Source organism: Kurthia sp. FSL E2-0154 (assembly GCF_038003625.1).
Taxonomy (GTDB): domain Bacteria; phylum Bacillota; class Bacilli; order Bacillales_A; family Planococcaceae; genus Kurthia; species Kurthia gibsonii.
This window is the reverse complement of record NZ_JBBOPO010000001.1, coordinates 25,293-47,290: the sequence shown is the minus strand read 5'-3', so window position 1 is coordinate 47,290 and position 21,998 is coordinate 25,293. Positions and strand designations below refer to the sequence as shown.

Annotated in this window: 17 protein-coding genes; 2 read left to right on the top strand and 15 right to left on the bottom strand. The window is 40.7% G+C overall.

The features are described 5' to 3' along the window. Positions 1-1,129: 1,129 nt before the first annotated feature. From MHB75_RS00210 to MHB75_RS00195, 4 genes are all read right to left on the bottom strand, one after another. Positions 1,130-2,677, bottom strand: a complete 1,548-nt coding sequence (locus tag MHB75_RS00210) for a glycosyltransferase (RefSeq protein ID WP_340995075.1) — start codon at positions 2,675-2,677, stop codon at positions 1,130-1,132. Positions 2,678-2,695: 18 nt separating this feature from the next. Further along, positions 2,696-3,487 carry a teichoic acids export ABC transporter ATP-binding subunit TagH gene (gene tagH, locus MHB75_RS00205; protein ID WP_068455778.1) on the bottom strand — a complete coding sequence of 264 codons (792 nt, stop codon included), beginning with the start codon at positions 3,485-3,487 and terminating at the stop codon, positions 2,696-2,698. 20 nt (positions 3,488-3,507) lie between these two features. After that, positions 3,508-4,317 (bottom strand): ABC transporter permease, encoded by an 810-nt coding sequence (locus MHB75_RS00200; protein ID WP_340995070.1) that lies wholly within the window; start codon positions 4,315-4,317, stop codon positions 3,508-3,510. 187 nt (positions 4,318-4,504) lie between these two features. Then, on the bottom strand, positions 4,505-5,701 hold the full coding sequence (locus tag MHB75_RS00195; RefSeq protein WP_338838572.1) for a CDP-glycerol glycerophosphotransferase family protein: 1,197 nt from the start codon (positions 5,699-5,701) through the stop codon (positions 4,505-4,507). Positions 5,702-5,911: 210 nt separating this feature from the next. Here MHB75_RS00195 and MHB75_RS00190 point away from each other — a divergent pair, with 210 nt between their 5' ends. Both MHB75_RS00190 and tagD read left to right on the top strand, forming a co-directional pair. After that, positions 5,912-7,063, top strand: coding sequence for a CDP-glycerol glycerophosphotransferase family protein (locus MHB75_RS00190; RefSeq protein WP_340995067.1), 1,152 nt, complete (start codon positions 5,912-5,914; stop codon positions 7,061-7,063). Positions 7,064-7,127: 64 nt separating this feature from the next. After that, positions 7,128-7,523: a glycerol-3-phosphate cytidylyltransferase gene (gene tagD / locus MHB75_RS00185; RefSeq protein ID WP_141275061.1), complete on the top strand. Its 396-nt coding sequence runs from the start codon at positions 7,128-7,130 to the stop codon at positions 7,521-7,523. A 1,183-nt stretch (positions 7,524-8,706) separates the two neighbouring features. Here the strand turns inward: tagD and MHB75_RS00180 are convergent. The 11 genes from MHB75_RS00180 to MHB75_RS00130 all read right to left on the bottom strand — a co-directional run bounded on the left by MHB75_RS00180 (position 8,707) and on the right by MHB75_RS00130 (position 21,888). Further along, entirely contained in the window at positions 8,707-10,239 is a 1,533-nt protein-coding gene (locus MHB75_RS00180) for a glycosyltransferase (RefSeq protein ID WP_340995063.1), read from the bottom strand. A 15-nt stretch (positions 10,240-10,254) separates the two neighbouring features. Continuing rightward, entirely contained in the window at positions 10,255-11,418 is a 1,164-nt protein-coding gene (locus MHB75_RS00175) for a CDP-glycerol glycerophosphotransferase family protein (RefSeq protein ID WP_340995061.1), read from the bottom strand. A gap of 10 nt (positions 11,419-11,428) precedes the next feature. Further along, positions 11,429-12,553, bottom strand: coding sequence for a CDP-glycerol glycerophosphotransferase family protein (locus MHB75_RS00170; protein ID WP_340995059.1), 1,125 nt, complete (start codon positions 12,551-12,553; stop codon positions 11,429-11,431). 1 nt (position 12,554) lies between these two features. After that, positions 12,555-13,580, bottom strand: a complete 1,026-nt coding sequence (locus MHB75_RS00165; protein WP_340995057.1) for a ribitol-5-phosphate dehydrogenase — start codon at positions 13,578-13,580, stop codon at positions 12,555-12,557. Continuing rightward, positions 13,580-14,293: an IspD/TarI family cytidylyltransferase gene (locus tag MHB75_RS00160; protein WP_340995054.1), complete on the bottom strand. Its 714-nt coding sequence runs from the start codon at positions 14,291-14,293 to the stop codon at positions 13,580-13,582. Before MHB75_RS00160 ends, MHB75_RS00165 begins: the two co-directional genes overlap by 1 nt. A 65-nt stretch (positions 14,294-14,358) precedes the next feature. Continuing rightward, complete coding sequence (locus tag MHB75_RS00155; RefSeq protein WP_340995052.1) at positions 14,359-15,516, bottom strand: aminotransferase class I/II-fold pyridoxal phosphate-dependent enzyme; 1,158 nt, start codon at positions 15,514-15,516, stop codon at positions 14,359-14,361. Positions 15,517-17,172: 1,656 nt separating this feature from the next. Further along, positions 17,173-17,901, bottom strand: coding sequence for an amino acid ABC transporter ATP-binding protein (locus tag MHB75_RS00150; RefSeq protein WP_068455808.1), 729 nt, complete (start codon positions 17,899-17,901; stop codon positions 17,173-17,175). Positions 17,902-17,917: 16 nt separating this feature from the next. After that, on the bottom strand, positions 17,918-18,586 hold the full coding sequence (locus MHB75_RS00145; protein WP_068455811.1) for an amino acid ABC transporter permease: 669 nt from the start codon (positions 18,584-18,586) through the stop codon (positions 17,918-17,920). Positions 18,587-18,666: 80 nt separating this feature from the next. Further along, a complete protein-coding gene (locus tag MHB75_RS00140; RefSeq protein WP_285215825.1) occupies positions 18,667-19,500 on the bottom strand; it encodes a transporter substrate-binding domain-containing protein in 834 nt (277 codons plus the stop codon). Positions 19,501-19,656: 156 nt separating this feature from the next. After that, the gene (locus MHB75_RS00135) at positions 19,657-20,499 is read right to left on the bottom strand and encodes a flagellin N-terminal helical domain-containing protein (protein ID WP_340998499.1); all 843 of its coding nucleotides are present in this window, start codon (positions 20,497-20,499) and stop codon (positions 19,657-19,659) included. Positions 20,500-21,432: 933 nt separating this feature from the next. Further along, entirely contained in the window at positions 21,433-21,888 is a 456-nt protein-coding gene (locus MHB75_RS00130; RefSeq protein WP_340995044.1) for a transcriptional regulator, read from the bottom strand. Positions 21,889-21,998: the final 110 nt, after the last annotated feature.

The window sequence follows — 21,998 nt, the reverse complement described above, 5'->3', positions numbered from 1 at the left end:
CGGAGAGTGAGATTCCCTTTCGGAGGCGGGGAGTCCCTTTCAAATGCCATGATTCCCTTTCGCGCGCGGATTTGTCCCTTTCGGAGAGCGATATTCCCTTTGGCGCGCGGATTTGTCCCTTTCAATGGCGGGGATTCCCTTTCGCGCGCGGATTTGTCCCTTTCGGAGGCGTGGATTCCCTTTCGCGCGTGGATCAGTCCCTTTCGGAGGCGAGGATTCCCTTTCGCGCGTGGATCAGTCCCTTTCGGAGGCGAGGATTCCCTTTCGCGCGCGGATTTGTCCCTTTCGGAGGCGAGGATTCCCTTTCGCGCGTGGATCAGTCCCTTTCGGAGGCGAGGATTCCCTTTCGCGCGACCATTTGTCCCTTTCGGAGAGCGGGATTCCCTTTCGCGCGTGGATCAGTCCCTTTCGGAGGCGAGGATTCCCTTTCGCGCGCGGATTTGTCCCTTTCAAATGCCAAGTTTCCCTTTCGCGCGACCATTTGTCCCTTTCAACTGCATCGATTCCCTTTCGCGCGCGGATTTGTCCCTTTCGGAGGAGGAGATTCCCTTTCGCGCGCGGATTTGTCCCTTTCGGAGAGCGAGATTCCCTTTCGCGCGCGGATTTGTCCCTTTCGGAGAGCGATATTCCCTTTCGCGCGCGGTTTTGTCCCTTTCGGAAGACGCGATTCCCTTTCGCGCGTGGATTAGTCCCTTTCAACGGCGGGGATTCCCTTTCGCGCGCGGTTTTGTCCCTTTCGGAAGACGCGATTCCCTTTCGCGCGCGGATTTGTCCCTTTCAGAAGCCGAGATTCCCTTTCGCGCGCGGAATAGTCCCTTTCGGAGGCGAGGATTCCCTTTCGCGCGCGAGTTTGTCCCTTTCAACGGCGGAGATTCCCTTTCGCGCGCGGATTTGTCCCTTTCGGAGAACGGGATTCCCTTTCGCGCGCGGTTTTGTCCCTTTCAAATGCCAAGATTCCCTTTCGCGCGACCATTTGTCCCTTTCAACGGCGCGAGATTCCCTTTCGATCCCAAGTTTGTCCCTTTCAACAAATAAAATTCTATTTAAACTAGTCAACTTAAGTCCAGCCACCACCACCACCACCACCTACTCACAACAAAAAAACTCTCGCCTAAGCGAGAGTTAGAAGTTAAATCATATTGATTTTTGGGCTGTGATGAATGGCTTGGTGTAAGACGTGTTGCCAGCGTTCTTTGTATGTGGCTTCGGCAAAGTGTTCTGTTGCGTGTTGTTTTGCAGCTGCACCGAGTTTTAGCATGTGATCTGGGTTTTGGATTGCTTCAATCATGCTGGTTGCGAGTTGTTCGATATTGTTAGGTTCAACGAGTATGCCATTTTCATTATGCGTAATGTATGTCGTTGGACCGTATGTAATCGCATAAGAGATGGTTGGTGTGCCTTGAATCGCTGCTTCCGCATACGCATAATTAAGTCCTTCTGTTTTCGCTGTAATGATGGAAGCGAGTGCTTGTTGATAGATGTCTGCTACATTCGGATGGTAGCCTTTTAATGTGACAACTTTTTCAAGCTTTTCTTCTGCAATTAATTCTTGTAGATTCGCTTCTTCGTTTCCGACACCATAAATGTCTAAGCGTGCATCAGGTTCTTCTGCAATCACTTGTTTCATCGCTTGAATTGCGTGCTGTACTTGCTTATCTTCAATAAGGCGTGTCACCATGACGAAGCGATTTGGATCGCGTAATGCTTCACTTGGCATCGCTTCAACTGTCGGTGGAATGACGTGAATATTGCCACGATTGCCGACATCACTGTGTAAATCACGCTGCTGTTCTTCTGTTGAAACAACGGTTGCATATCCTTTTGGAATCGCGTTAACAACTGATTTCATAAACTTTGGCATCGAACTACCGACTGTATAAGGTTCTTCTAAATGGTGATGTTCGACAACGAAAATTTTATCCGCATGCTGATCTTCCACACCGAGTACACGGTCTGCTACACGTTCAGTTTCAGCAACAATAATTGGACGAACCGATTCTAAACGACATAATTCATTCACCCAGAAAGTTTGAAACTCTAAACGATTTTTAAAATCAAAGGCTTTTTGAATTTTCGGGTCAAATAGGAAGACACGTTGTTGTCCGCCTGTTAAATAGTTGAACCAGATTGTTAAGTAACAGAAGCCATCAGGTGTAAAGTAACTCTCTTGATTCTTCTTGTTGTTTGCTGGATGATATAAAATTTCGCGTGCTTTATAGCCTGCTGGATGGAACTCCTCACGCGAAATACGTACGCGATTGTCATTGAAGTAGTCGACAAATTGCAAACGACCATCTTCGTCCCAGCGCTTATATTTTGCATAGCGACCATTTTCAAAATAACGTGCGTGATTACCAGCATCTTCTACAAAGAATTCATCTTCGAATTTATGACGATTCTTTTCGTAATGTGCTTTTGAAACAGCCGATACTTCCACCACTGCAAAGCGATCACGATAGTAGTCGTATAAATTCACAATATGCACATCATGTGGAAGATGACCTGTGACATGAAGTTCACGTTCGATTTCCGCATAGTTTGGTTTGTAGTCTAATGTTACAAGAACAGGTTGGTAATCTGGCTGATTGAGCAGACGTGCTTGTTTTAATACTGCTTTATGCAAGCCTCTTTGTTCCGTATTGAGGTCATTGCTTACCAGAAATAATGTTTTTCTCACCGCTTGTCACTCCTATTCTTATTTATGCTTACGCTGCTTCGCCAATTGGTCGCGGAATTCTTTTTGCTTGGCTGGTGTCAGCTTATTATAGTCTTTTAGGAACGCCATGTAGTTACGCATGACCACATTTGTTGGGCCGAATTCACGTAAACGCCCACCCTCAATCCATGCAATTTTTGTACAGAAATTACGTACTTGAGAAAGATTATGGCTGACGAAGAAAATCGTCTTTCCTTGTTTTTTATATTCGAGCATTTTTGCGAGTGACTTATCTGTAAACGTCTGGTCTCCAACAGATAATGCTTCGTCGATTACGAGGATATCAGGGTTCGCTGTTACACTAATCGCAAAGCCGAGTTTCGACTTCATACCACTTGAATATTGTTTAACAGGTTGATAAATGAAGTCTCCAAGCTCTGAAAACTCGATAATTTCAGGCATGACTTCTTTAATCTTTTCTTTTGAATAGCCCATAAGTAGACATTTGAATTCGATATTTTCAGCACCTGTTAAGGCATTGTTCAGACCTGACTGAATCGCAATGACATTCACTTCTCCATTAACGATTAATTCTCCAGATGTTGGTGGAACGAGTCCGCCAATGATATTGGATAAAGTCGACTTCCCCGAACCATTAATACCGACAAGTCCGACTACATCGCCTTCTTCTACTGAAAAAGTGATATTTTCAATCGCATTAAAAGATGAACCTTTTTTACCTGGAAAGATCAGGTCAGCAATTTGCTGGCCCTTCGTTTCATACATACGATATTTTTTTGTAATATTTTTTAAAATAACTGATTCTGCCATTTGAGCATCCTCCATAAAGTTTAGACAAAGTCTGAGAAGCGCGCACGGAATTTATAATGCGCTTTTGCACCGAAGTACAATAAGATCAGTATAAGTGCTAAGTTGTATAATGCGAGTTCCCAATGATTGATGATATACCATTCATGTGTTAGTAACCCAGCACGGTAACCTTGTGCTAAGAAATAGAATGGATTCAACATTAAAATATTTTGTAATAATTCGGGCATATCTTTTGAGCGATCCCACAGAATTGGTGAGATGAAGAACATCCCTTGTAGAACCGATTGAATGACCATTTGTAAATCACGTACAACGACTGTCAGCGTTGATGTAAGTAGTGTAATTGAAAAGGCTAATACATATGACCATAATACGAAAATGATGAGTTCGAAATAGTGCCATGTCGGATAGTATCCGCCAATCCAGAAGATGACCATAATGACAGCGAGTAGCGCCAAGTGACCATAATATTTTCCCATAATAATATAACTCGGTATGCTCGAAAGTGGAAAATTCATCTTTGCGACCATGGAGTATTTTTGATAGATTGATTTTGAACCTTGTAAAATAGCTTTATTAATAAAGAACCAGAAAGAAATCCCCGCTAACATCCAGTATACATACGGAATACCGTCGACTTCTGCGTTTCGACGCATCACATAGCCGAAGATGAACCAATACATCGCCATTTGGATGGCAGGATTTAAAATTTCCCATATGAATCCAAGATAGTTCCCCTGATTATCAATGCGCAGTTGGAATTTCGCTAAGCGCTGAACCAGATAAAATGAATTCACCTGTTCTTTAATGATGTTAATCATTGCTTTCATATTGTATTTTCCTCTATTCCCTGTATTTCAAATAATTAGAACGAAATGCTGCGAAAATTAGTTCCAAAACGCTCCGAATATTCATTGCTTATTATAGCATATTCGCACCCAATTTAAGACACAATGTCCATGCGATTGAAAAAGAGAAATCGCCTTGCGGACGACTCCTCTTTTCGGATTACTTTTATTAATTTAATACGGTTTCACATGGTTCTGTTTCAACAGTTGTTTCATCTTCTACTGGTGGAATGTAGGCTGGTGCGAGGGTTTCTTTATAGAATACGCGCTTCACAACACGCTCCGAAGAACGTCCATCTTCCCATTCGCAGAAGCGATTTTTGAAACGTTCGTAACGAGCAGGATCTGCATGACCTTCTGTTAACGCACGATCAATTTCAGCGATGAGCTCATCTTCTGTTTTGACAATCTTACCTGGCGCATCCGCTTCAATATCAATATAGAAACCACGTAGGCGATCACGATAATCTTCTAAGTCATACATATAGAAAATAATCGGGCGATCTAATGTAGCGTAATCGAAAAACACAGATGAATAATCCGTAATCAATAAGTCACTAATTAAATATAAATCGGCAATATCATAATAATCTGATACATCAATAATGAAGTCTTTATATGGCGTAAAATCGAAGCTCTCTGACACAAGGTAGTGCATGCGCGCTAATAAGACAAAATCATCGCCATATTTTTCTTTCATACGATTAATATCAAACTGGAACTCAAAACGATATTTACCTTTTTCGAAAAATTGATCATCACGCCATGTCGGTGCGTATAATACCACTTTTTTCTTCGGATCGATATTCAATGACTGACGAATTTGTTGCATACGGGCTTCAGATGGGTTATGTAGGACATCATTTCGCGGATAACCTGACTCAATTACAGGTCCTTTAAAATGGAATGCACGTGATAAAATCTCTGTTGAGTATGCGTTTGGCCCTACTAAATAGCTCCAGTTTTTCGATTCTGAAATAATATTTTTACGATATTTCGAAGTGACTGTGCCTGGCATATGTACTTCCTCAATATCTGTACCTAATCGCTTCAATGGTGTACCGTGCCATGTTTGCAAATAAGTTGTACCTTTAGGTTTTTTCATCCATTTCGCAAGACGTACATTATTCACCCAATACTGTGCTCTCGGGAATGTTAGCAACCATTTTAAAGAAAAACGCTTCATATAAGGAACATTCATTTCTTTAAACATCGGGATACTCTCTTTATTTACAGACCAAATCAAATCAAATTCTGGACAATTTTCTTTCATATATTCATAAATCGCACGTGGATTATCACTATAACGTTTACCATGAAAACTTTCGAAGACAACTAAATTCTCGATGCGTGGCTTTTTTGCCATATAACGATAAGCCTTCTTCAAGACTTTTGTTAATATATTTTTTATAGACAAAGTTGTTCACTCTTTCAATTTTAATAATTTTTCAACATACATCATACCATATTCCTATGATGAATCTTTCTATTTTTTTAAACTTTCAATATTTCGCCTTCAAGAGAATATGCTATAATAAAAAAAGTAGTAAAAAATTAAACTAACTTGGGTGAATCTATGACAAAAGAATTGTTAATTCAACTATTTTTACTTATAAATAAATTTTTCTTCGCACTTTTTTCCATCTTTCCGACACGTAAAAAGATGGTTTTCTTATGCGATTTTGGCGATAACGCCGCTTATACAATACAAGCACTAAACGAACAAGGCTACTCAGATATTATCGTACTAAAAACGTCTCGTTGCAACGAAAATTTTTCAAATCTTAACGTAAAAAAGATTATGTTATTTGAGATGAAAGACTTACGTCAATATATAGGTGGTTTGTACCATATCTCTACTTGTAAAACGCTATTAATCGACAATTATGTACCGCTTTTAAATGTGCTGCCGAAACATATCGAATGTATTCAACTTTGGCATGCGGCAGGTGCAATTAAAAAATTCGCCCTTTCTGACCCGAGTATCGCATATCGCACACCAGCAGCAGTTCGTCGCTTTCGAAAAGTTTATAAACGTATGGATAAAGTGGTTGTCGGTTCGGAACAAATGGCGAAGATTTTCCGTCTAGCATTTCATAAGGAGCCGGATGCATTTTTACGCACAGGGATTCCGCGCACAGATTTTTATTTTGATGAGAAGCATATTGCAGAGGTACGCACCCGCCTATTTGAAAAATATCCAATCTTGCGTGAAAAGAAAGTTCTATTGTATGCACCGACTTTTCGTGATTTAGAATTAACCACACAGCAAATTCCGATTCACTTTACAAAATTGATGCAAGATATTGGCGATGAATATGTATTAATTATTAAATTACATCCAGCTGTTCAACATACAGTAGAAAATTTAATGCACCCTCAAATTATCGTACTAGACAATCAAGTACCGATTCATGAAGTACTAACAGTGACTGACTGTTTGATTAGTGATTATTCGTCGATTCCTTTTGAGTATGCATTCTTTAACAAGCCACAAATCTTCTATCCATATGATTTAGATCAATATCGTATGAGTCGTGGATTTTGGAGTGACTATCCAACAATGGTTCCCGGCCCTGTCGTGGATAACGACGAAGAATTAGTACACGCGATTCTTCATCTCGATTTTGATGCAACTATTATACAAGACTACTCAAGCCATTGGAATACGTATTCTACAGGTCAATCTTCTAAGAACTTAGCAGAATACTTACTAACTCACTTATAACACATCTTTCTTTTTTTAAATGGGTGTACTATAATAACCAAAAGTATGATTTTGGAGGCAAATTATGAAAACCGTTATTACGTATGGCACGTTTGATTTACTACACGCTGGCCACATCAACATTCTGCGCCGTGCTAAAGAAATGGGCGACTACCTAATCGTTGCCATTTCGTCGGATGAATTCAATGCACTAAAAGGCAAAAAAGCTTACTATAGTTTCGAAGATCGCAAAATGATTTTGGAAGCGATTAAATATGTAGACAAAGTCATTCCTGAAAATAACTGGGAACAAAAAATTGAAGATGTACAAAAATACAATGTAGACTTATTCGTAATGGGACACGACTGGGAAGGTAAATTCGACTTCCTATCTGACTACTGCGAAGTATGCTACCTACCACGTACAGAAGGCATCTCAACAACAAAAATTAAAGAAGACTTAAAACAAATCCAACGCTGAAATGATTGAAACCGAAAACTCTCTGAGATTGCAGAGAGTTTTCGGTTTTTTGTTTTTGAGTGGCGGCGATTCCCTTTCGCGCGCGGATTTGTCCCTTTCGGAGGCGGCGATTCCCTTTCGCGCGCGAATTTGTCCCTTTCAATGGCGGCGATTCCCTTTCGCGCGCGGATTTGTCCCTTTCAACGGCGCCGATTCCCTTTCGCGCGCGGATTTGTCCCTTTCGGAGAGCGAGATTCCCTTTCGCGCGCGGATTTGTCCCTTTCGGAGGCGACGATTCCCTTTCGCGCTACCATTTGTCCCTTTCAACGGCGCCGATTCCCTTTCGCGCGCGGATTGGTCCCTTTCGAGGAGCAGAATTCCCTTTCGCGCGCGGATTTGTCCCTTTCGGAGGCATCGATTCCCTTTCGCGCGCGGATTTGTCCCTTTCAATGGCGGCGATTCCCTTTCGCGCGTGGATTTGTCCCTTTCGAGGAGCAGAATTCCCTTTCGCGCGCGGATTTGTCCCTTTCGGAGGCATCGATTCCCTTTCGCGCGTGGATCAGTCCCTTTCAATGGCGGCGATTCCCTTTCGCGCGCGGTTTTGTCCCTTTCAAATGCCAAGATTCCCTTTCGCGCGCGGATTTGTCCCTTTCGGAGAGCCAGTTTCCCTTTCGCGCGCGGAATAGTCCCTTTCGGAGAGCCAGATTCCCTTTCGCGCGCGGTTTTGTCCCTTTCAATGGCGGCGATTCCCTTTCGCGCGCGGATTTGTCCCTTTCGGAGGCGGCGATTCCCTTTCGCGCGCGAGTTTGTCCCTTTCAATGGCGGCGATTCCCTTTCGCGCGCGGTTTTGTCCCTTTCAATGGCGGCGATTCCCTTTCGCGCGCGGATTTGTCCCTTTCAGCGGCATCGATTCCCTTTCGCGCGTGGATCAGTCCCTTTCGGAGAGCCAGTTTCCCTTTCGCGCGCGGATTTGTCCCTTTCAAATGCCAAGATTCCCTTTCGCGCGCGGATTTGTCCCTTTCAAATGCCGAGATTCCCTTTCGCGCGTGGATTTGTCCCTTTCAACGGCACCGTTTCCCTTTCGCGCGCGGATTTGTCCCTTTCAACGGCGGCGATTCCCTTTCGCGCGCGGATTTGTCCCTTTCATAATCAAAAATTCATCCCAAACAAAAAGCACTCACATTCATGAGCGCTTTTTCACATATTAGTTTTGTTTAGCGATTTCTTGTTCGAATAGTTCGTCCCATTCTTGGTATTGGCGTTCGCGTGTGTATTTTTCATTGACGACTTGGTATGCATGTTCGCCTACTTCTAGGGCTTTTTCTGGTGTGTATAACCAGTCTGTCATCGCTTCTGCCAATGCATCGATGTCACCGTTTGGTACAACTTTTCCTGTTGTACCATCTGTTAATTCACGTACAAGGTAGTTCACTTTGAAGCTGATTGCTGGTACTTTTTGTGTCATCGCTTCTAAAATAACTAAACTTTGTCCTTCGTAAATTGATGTAATGACTGTGAATAAGCCTTCGCTTAATTTTGTGAAAACATCGTTTGTATAGGGTAGTAGTTTTACTGATTTACGTAATTTTAAGTCAGCAATTAATTTTTTCAAAGCATCTTTTTGTGGACCATCACCGTAAATATGTAACTCAGCATCTGGTACTACTTCTACTGTTTTTTTGAATGCTTGGATTAATAAATCAAGACGCTTTTCTGAGTTATAACGACTGATTGTCACAACGCGATTTAGATGTTTTTTCGTCACTTGTAGTTCACTTTCTGCTACATTCGAAATAACATGGATATTCCATTTTCGATCTGAGAATTGTGTCTCAATATCGATTTTTTGACGATTTGTTAAAACAACGATTGGTGCATCTTCATCTTTATTATTCAATACATGTTTGACATCTGGTTTTACTTCACTACCGATTGTATATGGTTCTAATAAATGATTCGTATGGATTGTATAAATGCGAATCGCTTTCTCAGCTGGAATGTGTTGTACTTTCGGACTTGTGCCTGGTCCATCACAAATAATGATTGGTTTTACTTCTTCTAAATCACATAATTCCTCTAAAAAACTCGCATGAAATTCTAAGTTAGAAGGGAATACTTTTGCTTCTTGGCGATCTGGGCTAAATAATACAATTCGCTGCGGCTTACCTGTATTATGATTAAACCAGCGTGATAAGTAGCAAAAACCTTCTTTTGTATAATAATGAATTTGCGTTACTTTATTGTTAGATGGGTGATATGTTTCTTTTTGTAGTAAATAACCGTCAATATGATAAATTTCGCGTTCAATGCGTACTCGTATTTCTGAGAAATAATCGACAACGCGTAAACGTCCTTCGTCATCCCATCGCTTATATTTTACATAGCGACCATTATCGAAATAGCGTGCTACTTTACCATCTAGTTGGTAATGGTAACCTTCTTCTTCTCGTTGTAAATTACGCTCATACTGTGCACGTATTTCTTCATTCACTTCACCACGGGTAAATTTATTACGATAGTATTCAAAAATATTAATAACTTCCGATGTTTCTGCAATGCGTCCTTCATATTTCAGCTGTTTTTCAATTTCAGGATAGTTTGTTTTATCATCCAATGTGACAAGTGCTGTACTATATTTATCATTATCGAATAAATGCGTACGTGAAAACATCACGCTATTAATACCGCCTTTATTGATGTTGACATCATTCACAGCCATAAAAATTTTTCTTTTCATTAATTTTGTTCCCTCCTATTTTCGTTCCATACAAGATATAACTAAATCTGCGACACGTTCTGTTGATTTTCCATCTAAATCATCAAAAAATTTATCTGTGAAATCTTTGTAGTCAACATGTGGATGATTAAATTGATTTTGTAGTACACGCACCATTTGCTCGGTATCTCGAACGACCTCTCCAGGTGTAAACTCTTCATATGGGATATAAAAATCACGTGCTGAAATATATTCTTCTAAATCAAAACAATAAAAAATCATCGGTTTATTTAATAAAGCATATTCAAAACAAACAGATGAATAATCTGTAATGAGTACATCTGTAATAAATAATAAATTATTAACATTTGGATATTTTGTTAAATCAAAAATTTTATCCCGATATGCTTCTGGAATTGAGATTTTCTTTTTAACAAATGGATGCATTTTAATAATAAAGACATCTTCTTCACCCAGTCCTTCATAAATCTGGTCTAAATCAAGTTGTTCTTTTGGAAACTTAGCACTTGATTGACCATTTCCTCTAAAGGTCGGTGCATATAAAGCTACGCGCTTCCCAATAAACTGTGGGTATTTTTCATAAACTTCTTTTGTTTTTTGCTGTTTATAAGATTCGTCAAAAAAGACGTCGGTTCTTGGTACTCCTGTTGCAACAACACAGGATTCATCGATGCCAAAGCCCTCTGCATAGAAAGGAGCTACGTATTTCGAGCTAACAATCGCCTTTGTATAATTGCGATGTGCATTCGAATCTGATTTTGGGCCACCTGGTTTACCAATTCGACTAAAGCCAAATGTTTTAAAAGCACCTACCGCATGCCAAATTTGAATTAGATCGGCACCTTTTCGAATTTTCAATGGATAAATCATTGGATAAAAATCATCGAGTAAAATAACTTTTGAGCGTGCCAAATTATACGCTAATTGAATGATTTCAATATAGCGTTTGCGTGTTTTAACGGATGGCTTTAATAAAAAGTAATAACTATAATTTTTCTTTCTTTGCAACTCATCGTAAACGAATTGGAAGTTATCACTCATTGTTTTGCGGCTGTCTGATAAAATCGAAATGCGATTTTTGTTAATTGGTAGTAATGAAAACATTTTATAAAGCATCTGAAAGACTTCTTTTTTAAATCGCCGATCAACTTTTTGCTTGAACGTCAATTTTTTCGCCATGTAACTTCCCTCACTTCGGTTCAAAGATGTGTTGAACAATTTTTTCCGTAACTCCCGATACATCACCAATATTTTCGCGTACCATACGCTCTGTATTTAAGTACTCATGCTGGTGGCGTTGATTAATCCATTCGATTAATTGCTTGCGACTATGCAACAAGTCACCATCTGTAATTTCTTTGATTGGACGATAGAAACCTCTATTTTTTGTATATTCCTCTAGGTCTGGAATATAGTGCGCTAACGGTTTTTCAAATAAAGCAAATTCAAAAATAGCAGAAGAATAATCTGTAATAAAAGCATCTACATGTGGCATCCAAGCATTTGCACTCGATTGTAGATCCACATATATTTGTGGGTGATTCATTAAAGGTGTCCAATCCTGTGAATTTTCATATGGGTGTAATACGATAATAAATAGTGTATTTTTCGGTAATTGCTTCACTATTTCTTGGACTTCATCTGTCCATCTAAGTAATGATTCTTGGTGAACTTTACCTGCTCGATACGTAGGTGCAATTAAAATTTTCGTCATATTTTTCTTTTGATGCGAAAATTTAACAGGCGGTGGCGCAACATGGCACATTAACTGTTCTGCACGCGGCGAACCCATCGCAAAAATTTGTGTAGGCGACATACCAAAAGCTTCGGAAAAATATTTGGCGGAAATATCTGTTGAGACATAAGCAGCGGTATAATGTTGGTGAATGGGTAATATTTCAAGATACTTTTCCGAAGGTCCAAACTGCGTATTACGTGTGCTAAGTCCAAATTTTTTAAACGCGCCTGTAGCATGCCAAAGTTGAATAATGCGTGTACCTTTTCTCGGTGTAACAAGATATCCGGCTAAAAAATAATCATCAATCAATACGGTTTCTGCATCGCGTATTAACCATAAATCTTTTAAAATAGCGAGACCTACTTTTTTAGCAGATGTTTGAATATAGATTTCTTTTGATGGAAATTGTTTTTTTAATTCTTCAAAAACCATTTGTAGATTACCTTCTAATTTTGAACCTCTATAGAGAAAGAACACCACTTTCTCTTTTCGAATAGGCGAAAAGAGCGTGATGAGTTGATAATAACTATTCACTATTTGTTTATACCATTTTAAAATAGTATATTTTATCGACATATTAGATCTTCCATTCCATCACACTTTTGCCCCAAGATCGTGATAAATCTTCTTCAAAAGCGCGTGTAATATCTTGCACAGACTCCACTCTTGTGACATTACCTACAAGTGTTGATAAATATTCAGGAATTTCCGGATATTTTTTATACAGATTTACAGTACGTTGAAAATCGAGTGAGCCACTTCGACTGCTACCAATCAACGTTAAGCCCTTTTCAAGTACCATACGTGTATTAATTTCTACAGGAAATTCACTCACACCAAGTAAGCAAATTGCACCTTCTGGCTTAATAATATCAATCATTTGATCAATCGCGTACTGACTTCCTTTACCACCTGCACATTCAATTGCATGATCGATTTCGTAATTCTCTGGAATTTCATTAATAAAAATAGCCTCATCCACAAATGTAAAATGATCTAGTTTATATTGCGTTTTCCCGAAAATCGTTACATGGCAATCTGGATACATATACTTTAAAAGCAAACAAGTAATATAACCTAAGTTACCATCCCCCCAAACACCAAAACGTCCACGACGCTTAATCGCCTTCTGTTCGAAACGACTGAGAGCATGTGTTGTAATCGTAACTAATTCTGTAAAAGATGCGACGTTTGGGCAAACATGTTCAGGTAATGGAACAATGCGGTCACGCTTTAAAAAGACATAATCTTGCATAAAGCCATCATACCCGCTTGAACGGAAGCGGCTTGAACGTAAATAGTTTTCAGCGACATAAGGATCATCTTCTGTTGGTGTATTCGGCACCATCACAACACGCGTACCTACTGGAATTTCGTGTTTTGGGTCATATGCTACTTCACCAATCCCTTCATGTATTAGCGCCATTGGTAACTTTTGACGCATCGCTTTTGCGCCACGTCGACCTGTGTAATAACGCTGGTCGGCTGCACAAATGGATAGATGTGTCGGACGCACAATGATTTCCTCGCCTTGTAAGGAACGGTCTTTGTAACTTAACTCAAATTGTCTAGCAGATACGAGTCGATAAATTTGATTAATCATTATTTATCCAAACTCCCTTTCAAAATTGAGTTTGCTACGTTTAAATCGTAAGGTGTCGTTACTTTGATATTAAACGTCTCTCCTTTAACGATTCCCACTTTCTTCCCTTTCATAACGAAAATTTTGGCTGCGTCGGTTAAAATTTCTTTTTCATCATCGCTTAGTGCTTGATATAGCTCACGTAACTCGGCTATATTAAATGTTTGTGGCGTTTGACCTTGATACATAAAATCGCGTCTCGGAATATTCGAAATAAATTCACCATCCTCTGATGCAACAATCGTATCAATCGCACTAATCACAGTATCAACTGCTCCTACTTCTAACCCTTTTTCAATATTTTGCTCAATAATACGATGCGTCAAAAATGGACGCACCGCATCGTGAGTAATTAAAATATCATCTGTTTGAATTCCTGCATTTTTTTCAATGGCATCAATAACTTTCATAATTGTATCATTTCGATCACGTCCACCACTTACTACTTCAATTCGTGGGATTGAAAGTCCATACTTTTTTAGTAAATCTCGCGTATGTTGTACCCAATCACGTGGCACGGCGATAAAAATCTTTTGAATTCGTGGATGTAGAACAAATTTTTCAACTGTATGAATAATAATCGGTTTATTTTGTAACGACAAAAATTGTTTAGGCATCGGAACATTCCCCATTCGTGTCCCTTTACCGCCTGCTAAAATTCCTGCATAAATCACTATAACAACCCCTTATTCATTGTTTTCATATGCTCGGAACATCCAATTATGTATGTAGCACAAGGCTACTTGAGTGTTTGAATGAATTGTTCCATGCGATTCATCGCTTCAATAAGCGTTTCCATCGCATAAGCATACGTAATCCTTACATACCCTTCTCCCAATTTTGAAAACGCAGAACCCGGCACAACGCCCACGCCACCTTCAATCATTAAGCGTGTCGCAAATTCTTCAGATGTCATACCGAACTGCTGAATCGATGGGAAGATATAAAATGCACCTTCTGGCTTTTGTACTTCAATTCCCATTTTGATCAATCGTTCATACACATAGTCGCGACGTTGACGATAGGATACATTCATCACTTCTGGTGCATCTTTAGCCATTGTTAGTGCCGCAATAGCTCCATACTGACTTGGAACAGCTGCACATAAGATGTTGAAGGCTGACACTTTTAATGTCTGTTGAATGAGATGTTCATGCCCCATGATGAAACCAATTCGATATCCTGTCATCGCATGTGATTTTGATAACCCATGAATTAAGAAAAGACGATCTTTTATTTCTGGATATGAACCAAATGAACGATGTGCATGGTCAAATGTATTTTCACTATAAATTTCATCTGAAATAATATAAAGCTGTTGATCTTTTAAATAGTCAACAATCTCATCCATCACATCATGACTTAATGTAGCACCTGTCGGATTTGTCGGATAGTTAAATAAAATCGCTTTTGTTTTTGGTGTCACACATGCTTTTAAACGCTCAAGTGATGGCTGAAAATGCGTATCTGTTGTATCTAAATAGACTACTTTTGCTCCTACACTCTCAATCACAGGAACATAACCTGCATACATCGGTGCTGGCACAATCAATTCATCACCAGGTAATAAAATCGTACGTAATACGGCATCGAGCGCTTGACTTGCTCCATTCGTCACCATTACTTCCGTTTTTGGATTATATAAACACTGATACTTCTCTTTGAAAAATGCTGCTACTACTTCACGAAGCTCTAGTAACCCTGCATTGCTTGAATAGCCCGTACGATCTTGCAAAATCGCCTGTGCTGCTGCTTCTTTTACTGCCTCTGGAGCATGAAAATCGGGTTGACCAATCGTCAAATTGAGTGCTTCTGGATAATTTGCTAATTGATTGGCAAAACGACGAATGCCTGAAATTTCTAAGTTGGTAATGCGTGAATTCATATCTAACGCCATGGGTAAAATCCTTCTTTCAAATATACATTTATTAGTAGCCATATTATACGCCTTTTCTTTATAAATATCATACGTTAACATCATGCTTTTTTGTTATTTTTTAGGTGATTTTTACATAGATTTAATATTAGGTGCGTGGATGCATGGGTGTCGAATTTTGTTGAAAGGGACTGATCCGCGTGCGAAAGGGACTGATCCACTCTCGAAAGGGACTAATCCACGCGCGAAAGGGAATCCTCGCCTCCGAAAGGGACTAATCCGCGCGCGAAAGGGAATCCTCGCCTCCGAAAGGGACTAATCCGCGCGCGAAAGGGAATCCTCGCCTCCGAAAGGGACTGATCCGCGCGTGAAAGGGAATCTCGCTCGCTGAAAGGGACTGATCCGCGTGCGAAAGGGACTGATCCGCCTCCGAAAGGGACTAATCCGCGCGCGAAAGGGAATCCTCGCCTCCGAAAGGGACTAATCCGCGCGCGAAAGGGAATTCCCGCCTTCGAAAGGGACTAATCCGCGCGCGAAAGGGAATCCTGCTCGCTGAAAGGGACTGATCCGCGCGCGAAAGGGAATCTCGCCTCCGAAAGGGAATGATCCACGCGCGAAAGGGAATCTCGTCTCCTGAAAGGGACTATTCCACGCGCGAAAGGGAATCTTGGCATTTGAAAGGGACTAATCCGCGCGCGAAAGGGAATCCTCGCCTCCGAAAGGGACTAATCCGCGCGCGAAAGGGAATCCACGCCTCCGAAAGGGACTGATCCGCGCGCGAAAGGGAATCCTCGCCTCCGAAAGGGACTAATCCGCGCGCGAAAGGGAATCCTCGCCTCCGAAAGGGACAAACTCGCGCGCGAAAGGGAATCCACGCCTTCGAAAGGGACTGATCCGCGCGCGAAAGGGAATCCACGCCTTCGAAAGGGACTGATCCGCGCGCGAAAGGGAATCGGCGCCTCCGAAAGGGACAAACTCGCGCGCGAAAGGGAATTCCCGCCTCCGAAAGGGACTAATCCGCGCGCGAAAGGGAATCCTCGCCTCCGAAAGGGACTAATCCGCGCGCGAAAGGGAATCCTCGCCTCCGAAAGGGACAAATCCACGCCTTCGAAAGGGACAAATCCGCGCGCGAAAGGGAATCCACGCCTCCGAAAGGGACTAACTCGCGCGCGAAAGGGAATTCCCACCTCCGAAAGGGACAAATCCGCCTCCGAAAGGGACTAATCCGCGCGCGAAAGGGAATTCCCGCCTCCGAAAGGGACTAATCCGCGCGCGAAAGGGAATCCTCGCCTCCGAAAGGGACTGATCCGCGCGCGAAAGGGAATCCTCGCCTCCGAAAGGGACTGATCCGCGCGCGAAAGGGAATCCACGCCTCTGAAAGGGACAAACTCGCGCGCGAAAATGGGCCACTCGCTCCAAAGACCTAAGTTGCTCTCTCTCCGCACTTTCTTCAAGGCTTTTGAGTAATTCAAAGGGACTTGAATTGTTTATGTTAGTGTGAATTCGAGCATTCGACCCGTATTTTGGGTCACTCGCTGAAGAAGTTGGGTCACTCGCACCTCGATTCGGGACATTCGCTCGGTCAAACGGGACATTCGAGGGCGAAAATGGGCCACTCGCTCCAGATTCGTTCTCCACAAAAAAAGCACGACGCATCTACGTCGTGCCCTACAAATATTAATGATTTAATACTGCTTTTAAGAAGTTTTGTGCGCGTTCTGTTTTCGGGTTCGAGAAGAATTCGCTCGGTGGTGCGACTTCGACGATTTTTCCTTCTGCCATGAAAACAATCTCATCACAAATTTCTTTTGCGAAGCCCATTTCATGTGTTACAACGACCATCGTCATACCCTCATGTGCAAGTTTACGAATCGCATCGAGTACCTCTTTTACCATCTCTGGATCGAGTGCTGATGTTGGTTCGTCAAATAGCATGACTTCTGGATCCATCGCAAGCGCACGCGCAATGGCAACACGCTGCTGTTGTCCACCTGATAAACGCCCAGGGAAGGCATGTACTTTATCTCCTAGCCCAAGTGACGTTAATAATTCGACTGCTCGCTTTTCAGCTTGTTCTTTTGACTGTTTTTTCACCTTAATTGGTGAAATCGTTACATTATCTAAAACACTTAAGAACGGATATAGATTAAAGCTTTGGAATACGAAACCGATATTCGTACGCGCTTTATTAATATTCGTCTTTTTATCGTGAATCGAAATACCATTTACAATAATCTCACCTGAATCAATCGGCTCAAGTGCATTAATTGTACGAATGAGTGTCGACTTACCCGCACCAGAAGGACCAATCAATGCGATGACATTGGATTTTGGTACTTCTAATGAGATGTCCGTTAATACATGATGTGTACCGAAACTTTTATTAACATTTTTAATTGAAATCATCTGCGTTAGCCTCCTCTTACTGCTCGTTCTTTAACATGCGTTTTTCAAAATAGCGAATAAGTAGCGATAATGAGAATGTCATGATGAAGTAAATCACCGCAACGAATGCCCATATCTCCAATGCACGAAACGAACTCGATACAAGGTTTTTCGCTTTTAATGTTAAGTCAACACCTGCAATAACCGACACTAACGACGAATCTTTAATTAACATAATAAATTGAGACGCTGCTGGTGGTAATGTACGACGAATGGCTTGCGGTAAAATAATATAACGCATCGCTTGAAAATTCGACATACCCGATGAACGTGCTGCTTCCATCTGTCCTTTTGGTACAGATTGAATACCTGAACGGAAAATTTCTGCTAAGAATGCCCCTTCAAATACCGCTAAACTGACAATCGCACTCCAATATGAGCTAAGACCGAAAATCGCACCTAGACCGAAGTACACGAACATTAATAGTACAAGTAATGGTACACCACGCATGATCTCAACATACGTGCTTGCAATCAAACGAACACCGATATTACGTGAAATACGACCAAAACCGAAGATGATACCAATTGGTAAGCTAAGCAACAGGGAGATTGCTGAAATTTCTAGTGTTAGTAAAGCCCCTTCGAGGAAGACGTCGATATTATCAGGGATGACGCTCCAATCGAACTCGTAGTTATTAAACATATATACTCCTCCTAAATACCGCTTGAAATGACAAAAAAGAGGTTTCCCTCTCTCTGTCTAATAAAATCAGAACGATTCTATTATTGTTTTGGGCTTTCTACTTGGTTTAACCAGTTGCTATCTTCAAACCATTTTTTCTTCGTTTCTTCTTCCTCTTTAGAACCTAAATATTCTTTTAAGAAGTCATTCACGTATTTTACTGTTTTCTCATCGCCTTTTTTAATTGCAATTCCTAGTTTATCTGTTGCAAGTAAGCCGTCTAAAGCTTTTACTTTACCTTCGTTTTGTAGTGCATATACTTTAATCGCTGGCTCATCATATACAAGTGCATCTGCTTGACCTTGTTGTACTGCAAGCGCTGCTGATGGGAAATCTTCGTATTCTTTAATTTCCGCATTCTTCAGTTCTTTTTTCGCTACGATTGAACCTGTTGTACCGATTTGAACAACGACTGTTTTACCTTTTTCATCTACTTCTTTTAAATCTTTAATTTTGCTATCATTTCTCACCATAACGCCTTGACCTGTTTCATAATATGCATCCGCAAAGCTTACAGCATTTTCACGTTCTTTTGTAATGGTCATACCTGCAAAAATCATATCAATTTTACCTGTTTGTAAAGCTGGGATCAGTGCGTCAAAGCCGAATTGCTTCACTTCAACTGTTGCACCCATTGATTTTGCTAGTGCTGTTGCTACATCAATATCGTAACCAACCATTTTGCCGTCTTTATCAATCATTTCGAATGGGTAGTAACCTGCATTCGTACCAATGATTAACTTTTTATCTTTTTCTACTTTTGAAATTGTTGAATCATCGTTACTACCACCATCTTTTGATGAATCATCCTTTGCTCCACATCCTGCAAGTACAACCATGACGATTGCCACCATTGCGATTAACCATTTTTTCATATTCAAAACCCCTTTGGTTTGATTTATTTTGTTTATATATGAATTATATTTCATTTTTATGCAACTGTCTAGATGTTAAATTAATATTTATTCATATAAATTTATTAAAATAGCCAATTATACATTTATAATGAATATTTTATGCATATGACTTCATTATTTATTCATTATAAGTACTGGTTTTAATAATTGTAGAATAGATTGTCCTTGTTGCATGTGCATCGCCATCGCATACTGTGCAGCTTGCTGTAAAATCGATGCCTTTGTGAAATTCATCATCTCTTTTGCAATATCCGCATCTCGAATACGTGACTCTGCTGAAACTAAGTTTTCATGCGTATTCATCGTGACATTATAAGCATGTTCTAGGCGATTCATATACGCACCCAACTTAGAACGCTGTTTCGACACTTGATTAATCGCATCATCTACTTCTGAAATCGCTTTTTCCGCATCTTCCCTTGTGCCAATGGACGACGTATCTGGCAGCCCCATCCCAGATAGGCTTGCATCCCCTAAATACAAATCAATCGTCTGTCCTGCATTTGCACCAGCCTGAATTTTAAAAGGCTGATCTTTGTAATCTCCATTAATCAAATTCTTTTGATTAAATTGTGTATCTTTTGAAATACGTTGAATCTCTTTTTTGAGTTCCTCATATTCCGTTTGAATTAATGCGCGGTCGTCATCTGTCAGCGTATCACTCGCAGACTGAACAGCTAAATCTCGCATCCGTTGAAGAATGGCGTGTGTTTCGTTTAAAGCACCTTCCGCTGTTTGAAGCATAGACATACCATTTTGAATATTTTTCCCTGCTTGATTCAAACCACTAATTTGCGCGCGCATCTTCTCTGAAATTGCAAGTCCTGCTGGATCATCTGCTGCTCGATTGATTCGATACCCCGTCGCAATTCTCTCAAGCGCCTTGTTCGCCGCATTGAATTGCGTATTCATCGAACGCCAAATCGATAGCCCTTGCGCACACCATTTGCCGATTATTTGAAACACCTCCTTCTCACTCTTATAGCAATTATCGGAAAATAAACAGTTTTTGTAAAGTTTAACGCCGATTTATATGGGATAAATACTAAATAGTACGAGATGGGAGTGAATTCATCGTATGAACGAGCGTAAAAAACGGAAATCGGATGTATATGATCGCGTGACCTTAATTTTTAGTCTTGTCGTTCTATGTGTCGCAATCTTTCTATTTTTTATGAAATGGTGGCTCGCCAATTGAGTGCTTGCGCGGCGTACAACAAGCACTACATAGAATTTTGAATGGTTTTGAGTGAAGTGCCTAACTTCGGTGGCGAGTGACCCGTTTTTGAGTTCGAATGTTCCATTTGGCAGAGTGAATGGCCCGAATCAAACAACGAGTGGCCCAAACGCCTCAGCGAATGGCCCGTTTCGCCACTCGAATGTTCGATTTCACAAAAATCTAGTCAATTCAAGTCCCCTTTGATTACTCAAATGCCTTGAAGAAAGTGCAGAAAGGGAGCAATTTAGGTTTTGGGGGCGAGTGGCCCGTTTTTGAGTTCGAATGTTCCATTTGGCGGAGTGAATGGCCCGTTTTTGCGGGCGAATGACCCGAATCAAACAACGAGTGGCCCAAACGCCTCAGCGAATGGCCCGTTTCGCCACTCGAATGTTCGATTTCACAAAAATCTAGTCAATTCAAGTCCCCTTTGATTACTCAAATGCCTTGAAGAAAGTGCAGAAAGGGAGCAATTTAGGTTTTGGGGGCGAGTGTCCCGTTTGGGCGTTCGAGTGACCTATTTGGCGGAGTGAATGTCCCGAATCAGATAGCGAGTGTCCCGAATCAAACAACGAGTGGCCCATCTCCCTCCTTTTCAAGCATAAAAAAAGGAGTATTCTCATATAATTGAGTCACTCCCTTGTCTTCTAAATTGTCGTTTTACCTTGATTATATTAGGTTCCATTGTCATCATCCATTAGCTGTTCAAACATTTGTTGATCCTTATGATCTAAAGCATAATCAATCATCCGTAATCTATTCATATCTTCCATTTCATTTACAAGTTGAGCTGTTTCTTCATTGATATTATTTTGAGCTCTTTTAGTTTCAGTGCTTAGTTCTAAGTCTTCTAGAATCTTTTGCAGATGATCATGAATGTTTGATACAAGTAGTAGTTGATATAGCGGTAAACGAATAAAACGACTGCTTTTTTGGAATACAAAGACATCGGATAAGTTTTCGATTTGCAATGTTTGTAGATTGATGATGATTTCTTTTCCTTCAACAGGTATGAAATGGAATAGCTCATCATCTTTTAAAATCGAAAAGTATTGATACGCAAATACGAGTTTTAAATGGTCGCCATCTCTCTTAGTGTAGAAAGGTTCAATTCTTCTGATTTTTAACATATTCACCCCTCCTGTAATAAAATTTAAGATGTCTGAATATTAATGTCTTTGCGTAGAACTTTACCACCATTCTTTTTGAAACAAACCAACCTTATTATGGGAATCAACTG

Coding starts and splice junctions, on each gene's coding strand:
- MHB75_RS00175 (WP_340995061.1), bottom strand. CDS start 11,418: ATGGCGAAAAAATTGACGTTCAAGCAAAAAGTTGATCGGCGATTTAAA.
- MHB75_RS00155 (WP_340995052.1), bottom strand. CDS start 15,516: ATGGCGTTAGATATGAATTCACGCATTACCAACTTAGAAATTTCAGGC.
- MHB75_RS00190 (WP_340995067.1), top strand. CDS start 5,912: ATGACAAAAGAATTGTTAATTCAACTATTTTTACTTATAAATAAATTT.
- MHB75_RS00145 (WP_068455811.1), bottom strand. CDS start 18,586: ATGTTTAATAACTACGAGTTCGATTGGAGCGTCATCCCTGATAATATC.
- MHB75_RS00165 (WP_340995057.1), bottom strand. CDS start 13,580: ATGATTAATCAAATTTATCGACTCGTATCTGCTAGACAATTTGAGTTA.
- MHB75_RS00140 (WP_285215825.1), bottom strand. CDS start 19,500: ATGAAAAAATGGTTAATCGCAATGGTGGCAATCGTCATGGTTGTACTT.
- MHB75_RS00180 (WP_340995063.1), bottom strand. CDS start 10,239: ATGAAAAGAAAAATTTTTATGGCTGTGAATGATGTCAACATCAATAAA.
- MHB75_RS00200 (WP_340995070.1), bottom strand. CDS start 4,317: ATGAAAGCAATGATTAACATCATTAAAGAACAGGTGAATTCATTTTAT.
- MHB75_RS00170 (WP_340995059.1), bottom strand. CDS start 12,553: ATGTCGATAAAATATACTATTTTAAAATGGTATAAACAAATAGTGAAT.
- tagH (WP_068455778.1), bottom strand. CDS start 3,487: ATGGCAGAATCAGTTATTTTAAAAAATATTACAAAAAAATATCGTATG.
- MHB75_RS00150 (WP_068455808.1), bottom strand. CDS start 17,901: ATGATTTCAATTAAAAATGTTAATAAAAGTTTCGGTACACATCATGTA.
- MHB75_RS00130 (WP_340995044.1), bottom strand. CDS start 21,888: ATGTTAAAAATCAGAAGAATTGAACCTTTCTACACTAAGAGAGATGGC.
- tagD (WP_141275061.1), top strand. CDS start 7,128: ATGAAAACCGTTATTACGTATGGCACGTTTGATTTACTACACGCTGGC.
- MHB75_RS00195 (WP_338838572.1), bottom strand. CDS start 5,701: ATGGCAAAAAAGCCACGCATCGAGAATTTAGTTGTCTTCGAAAGTTTT.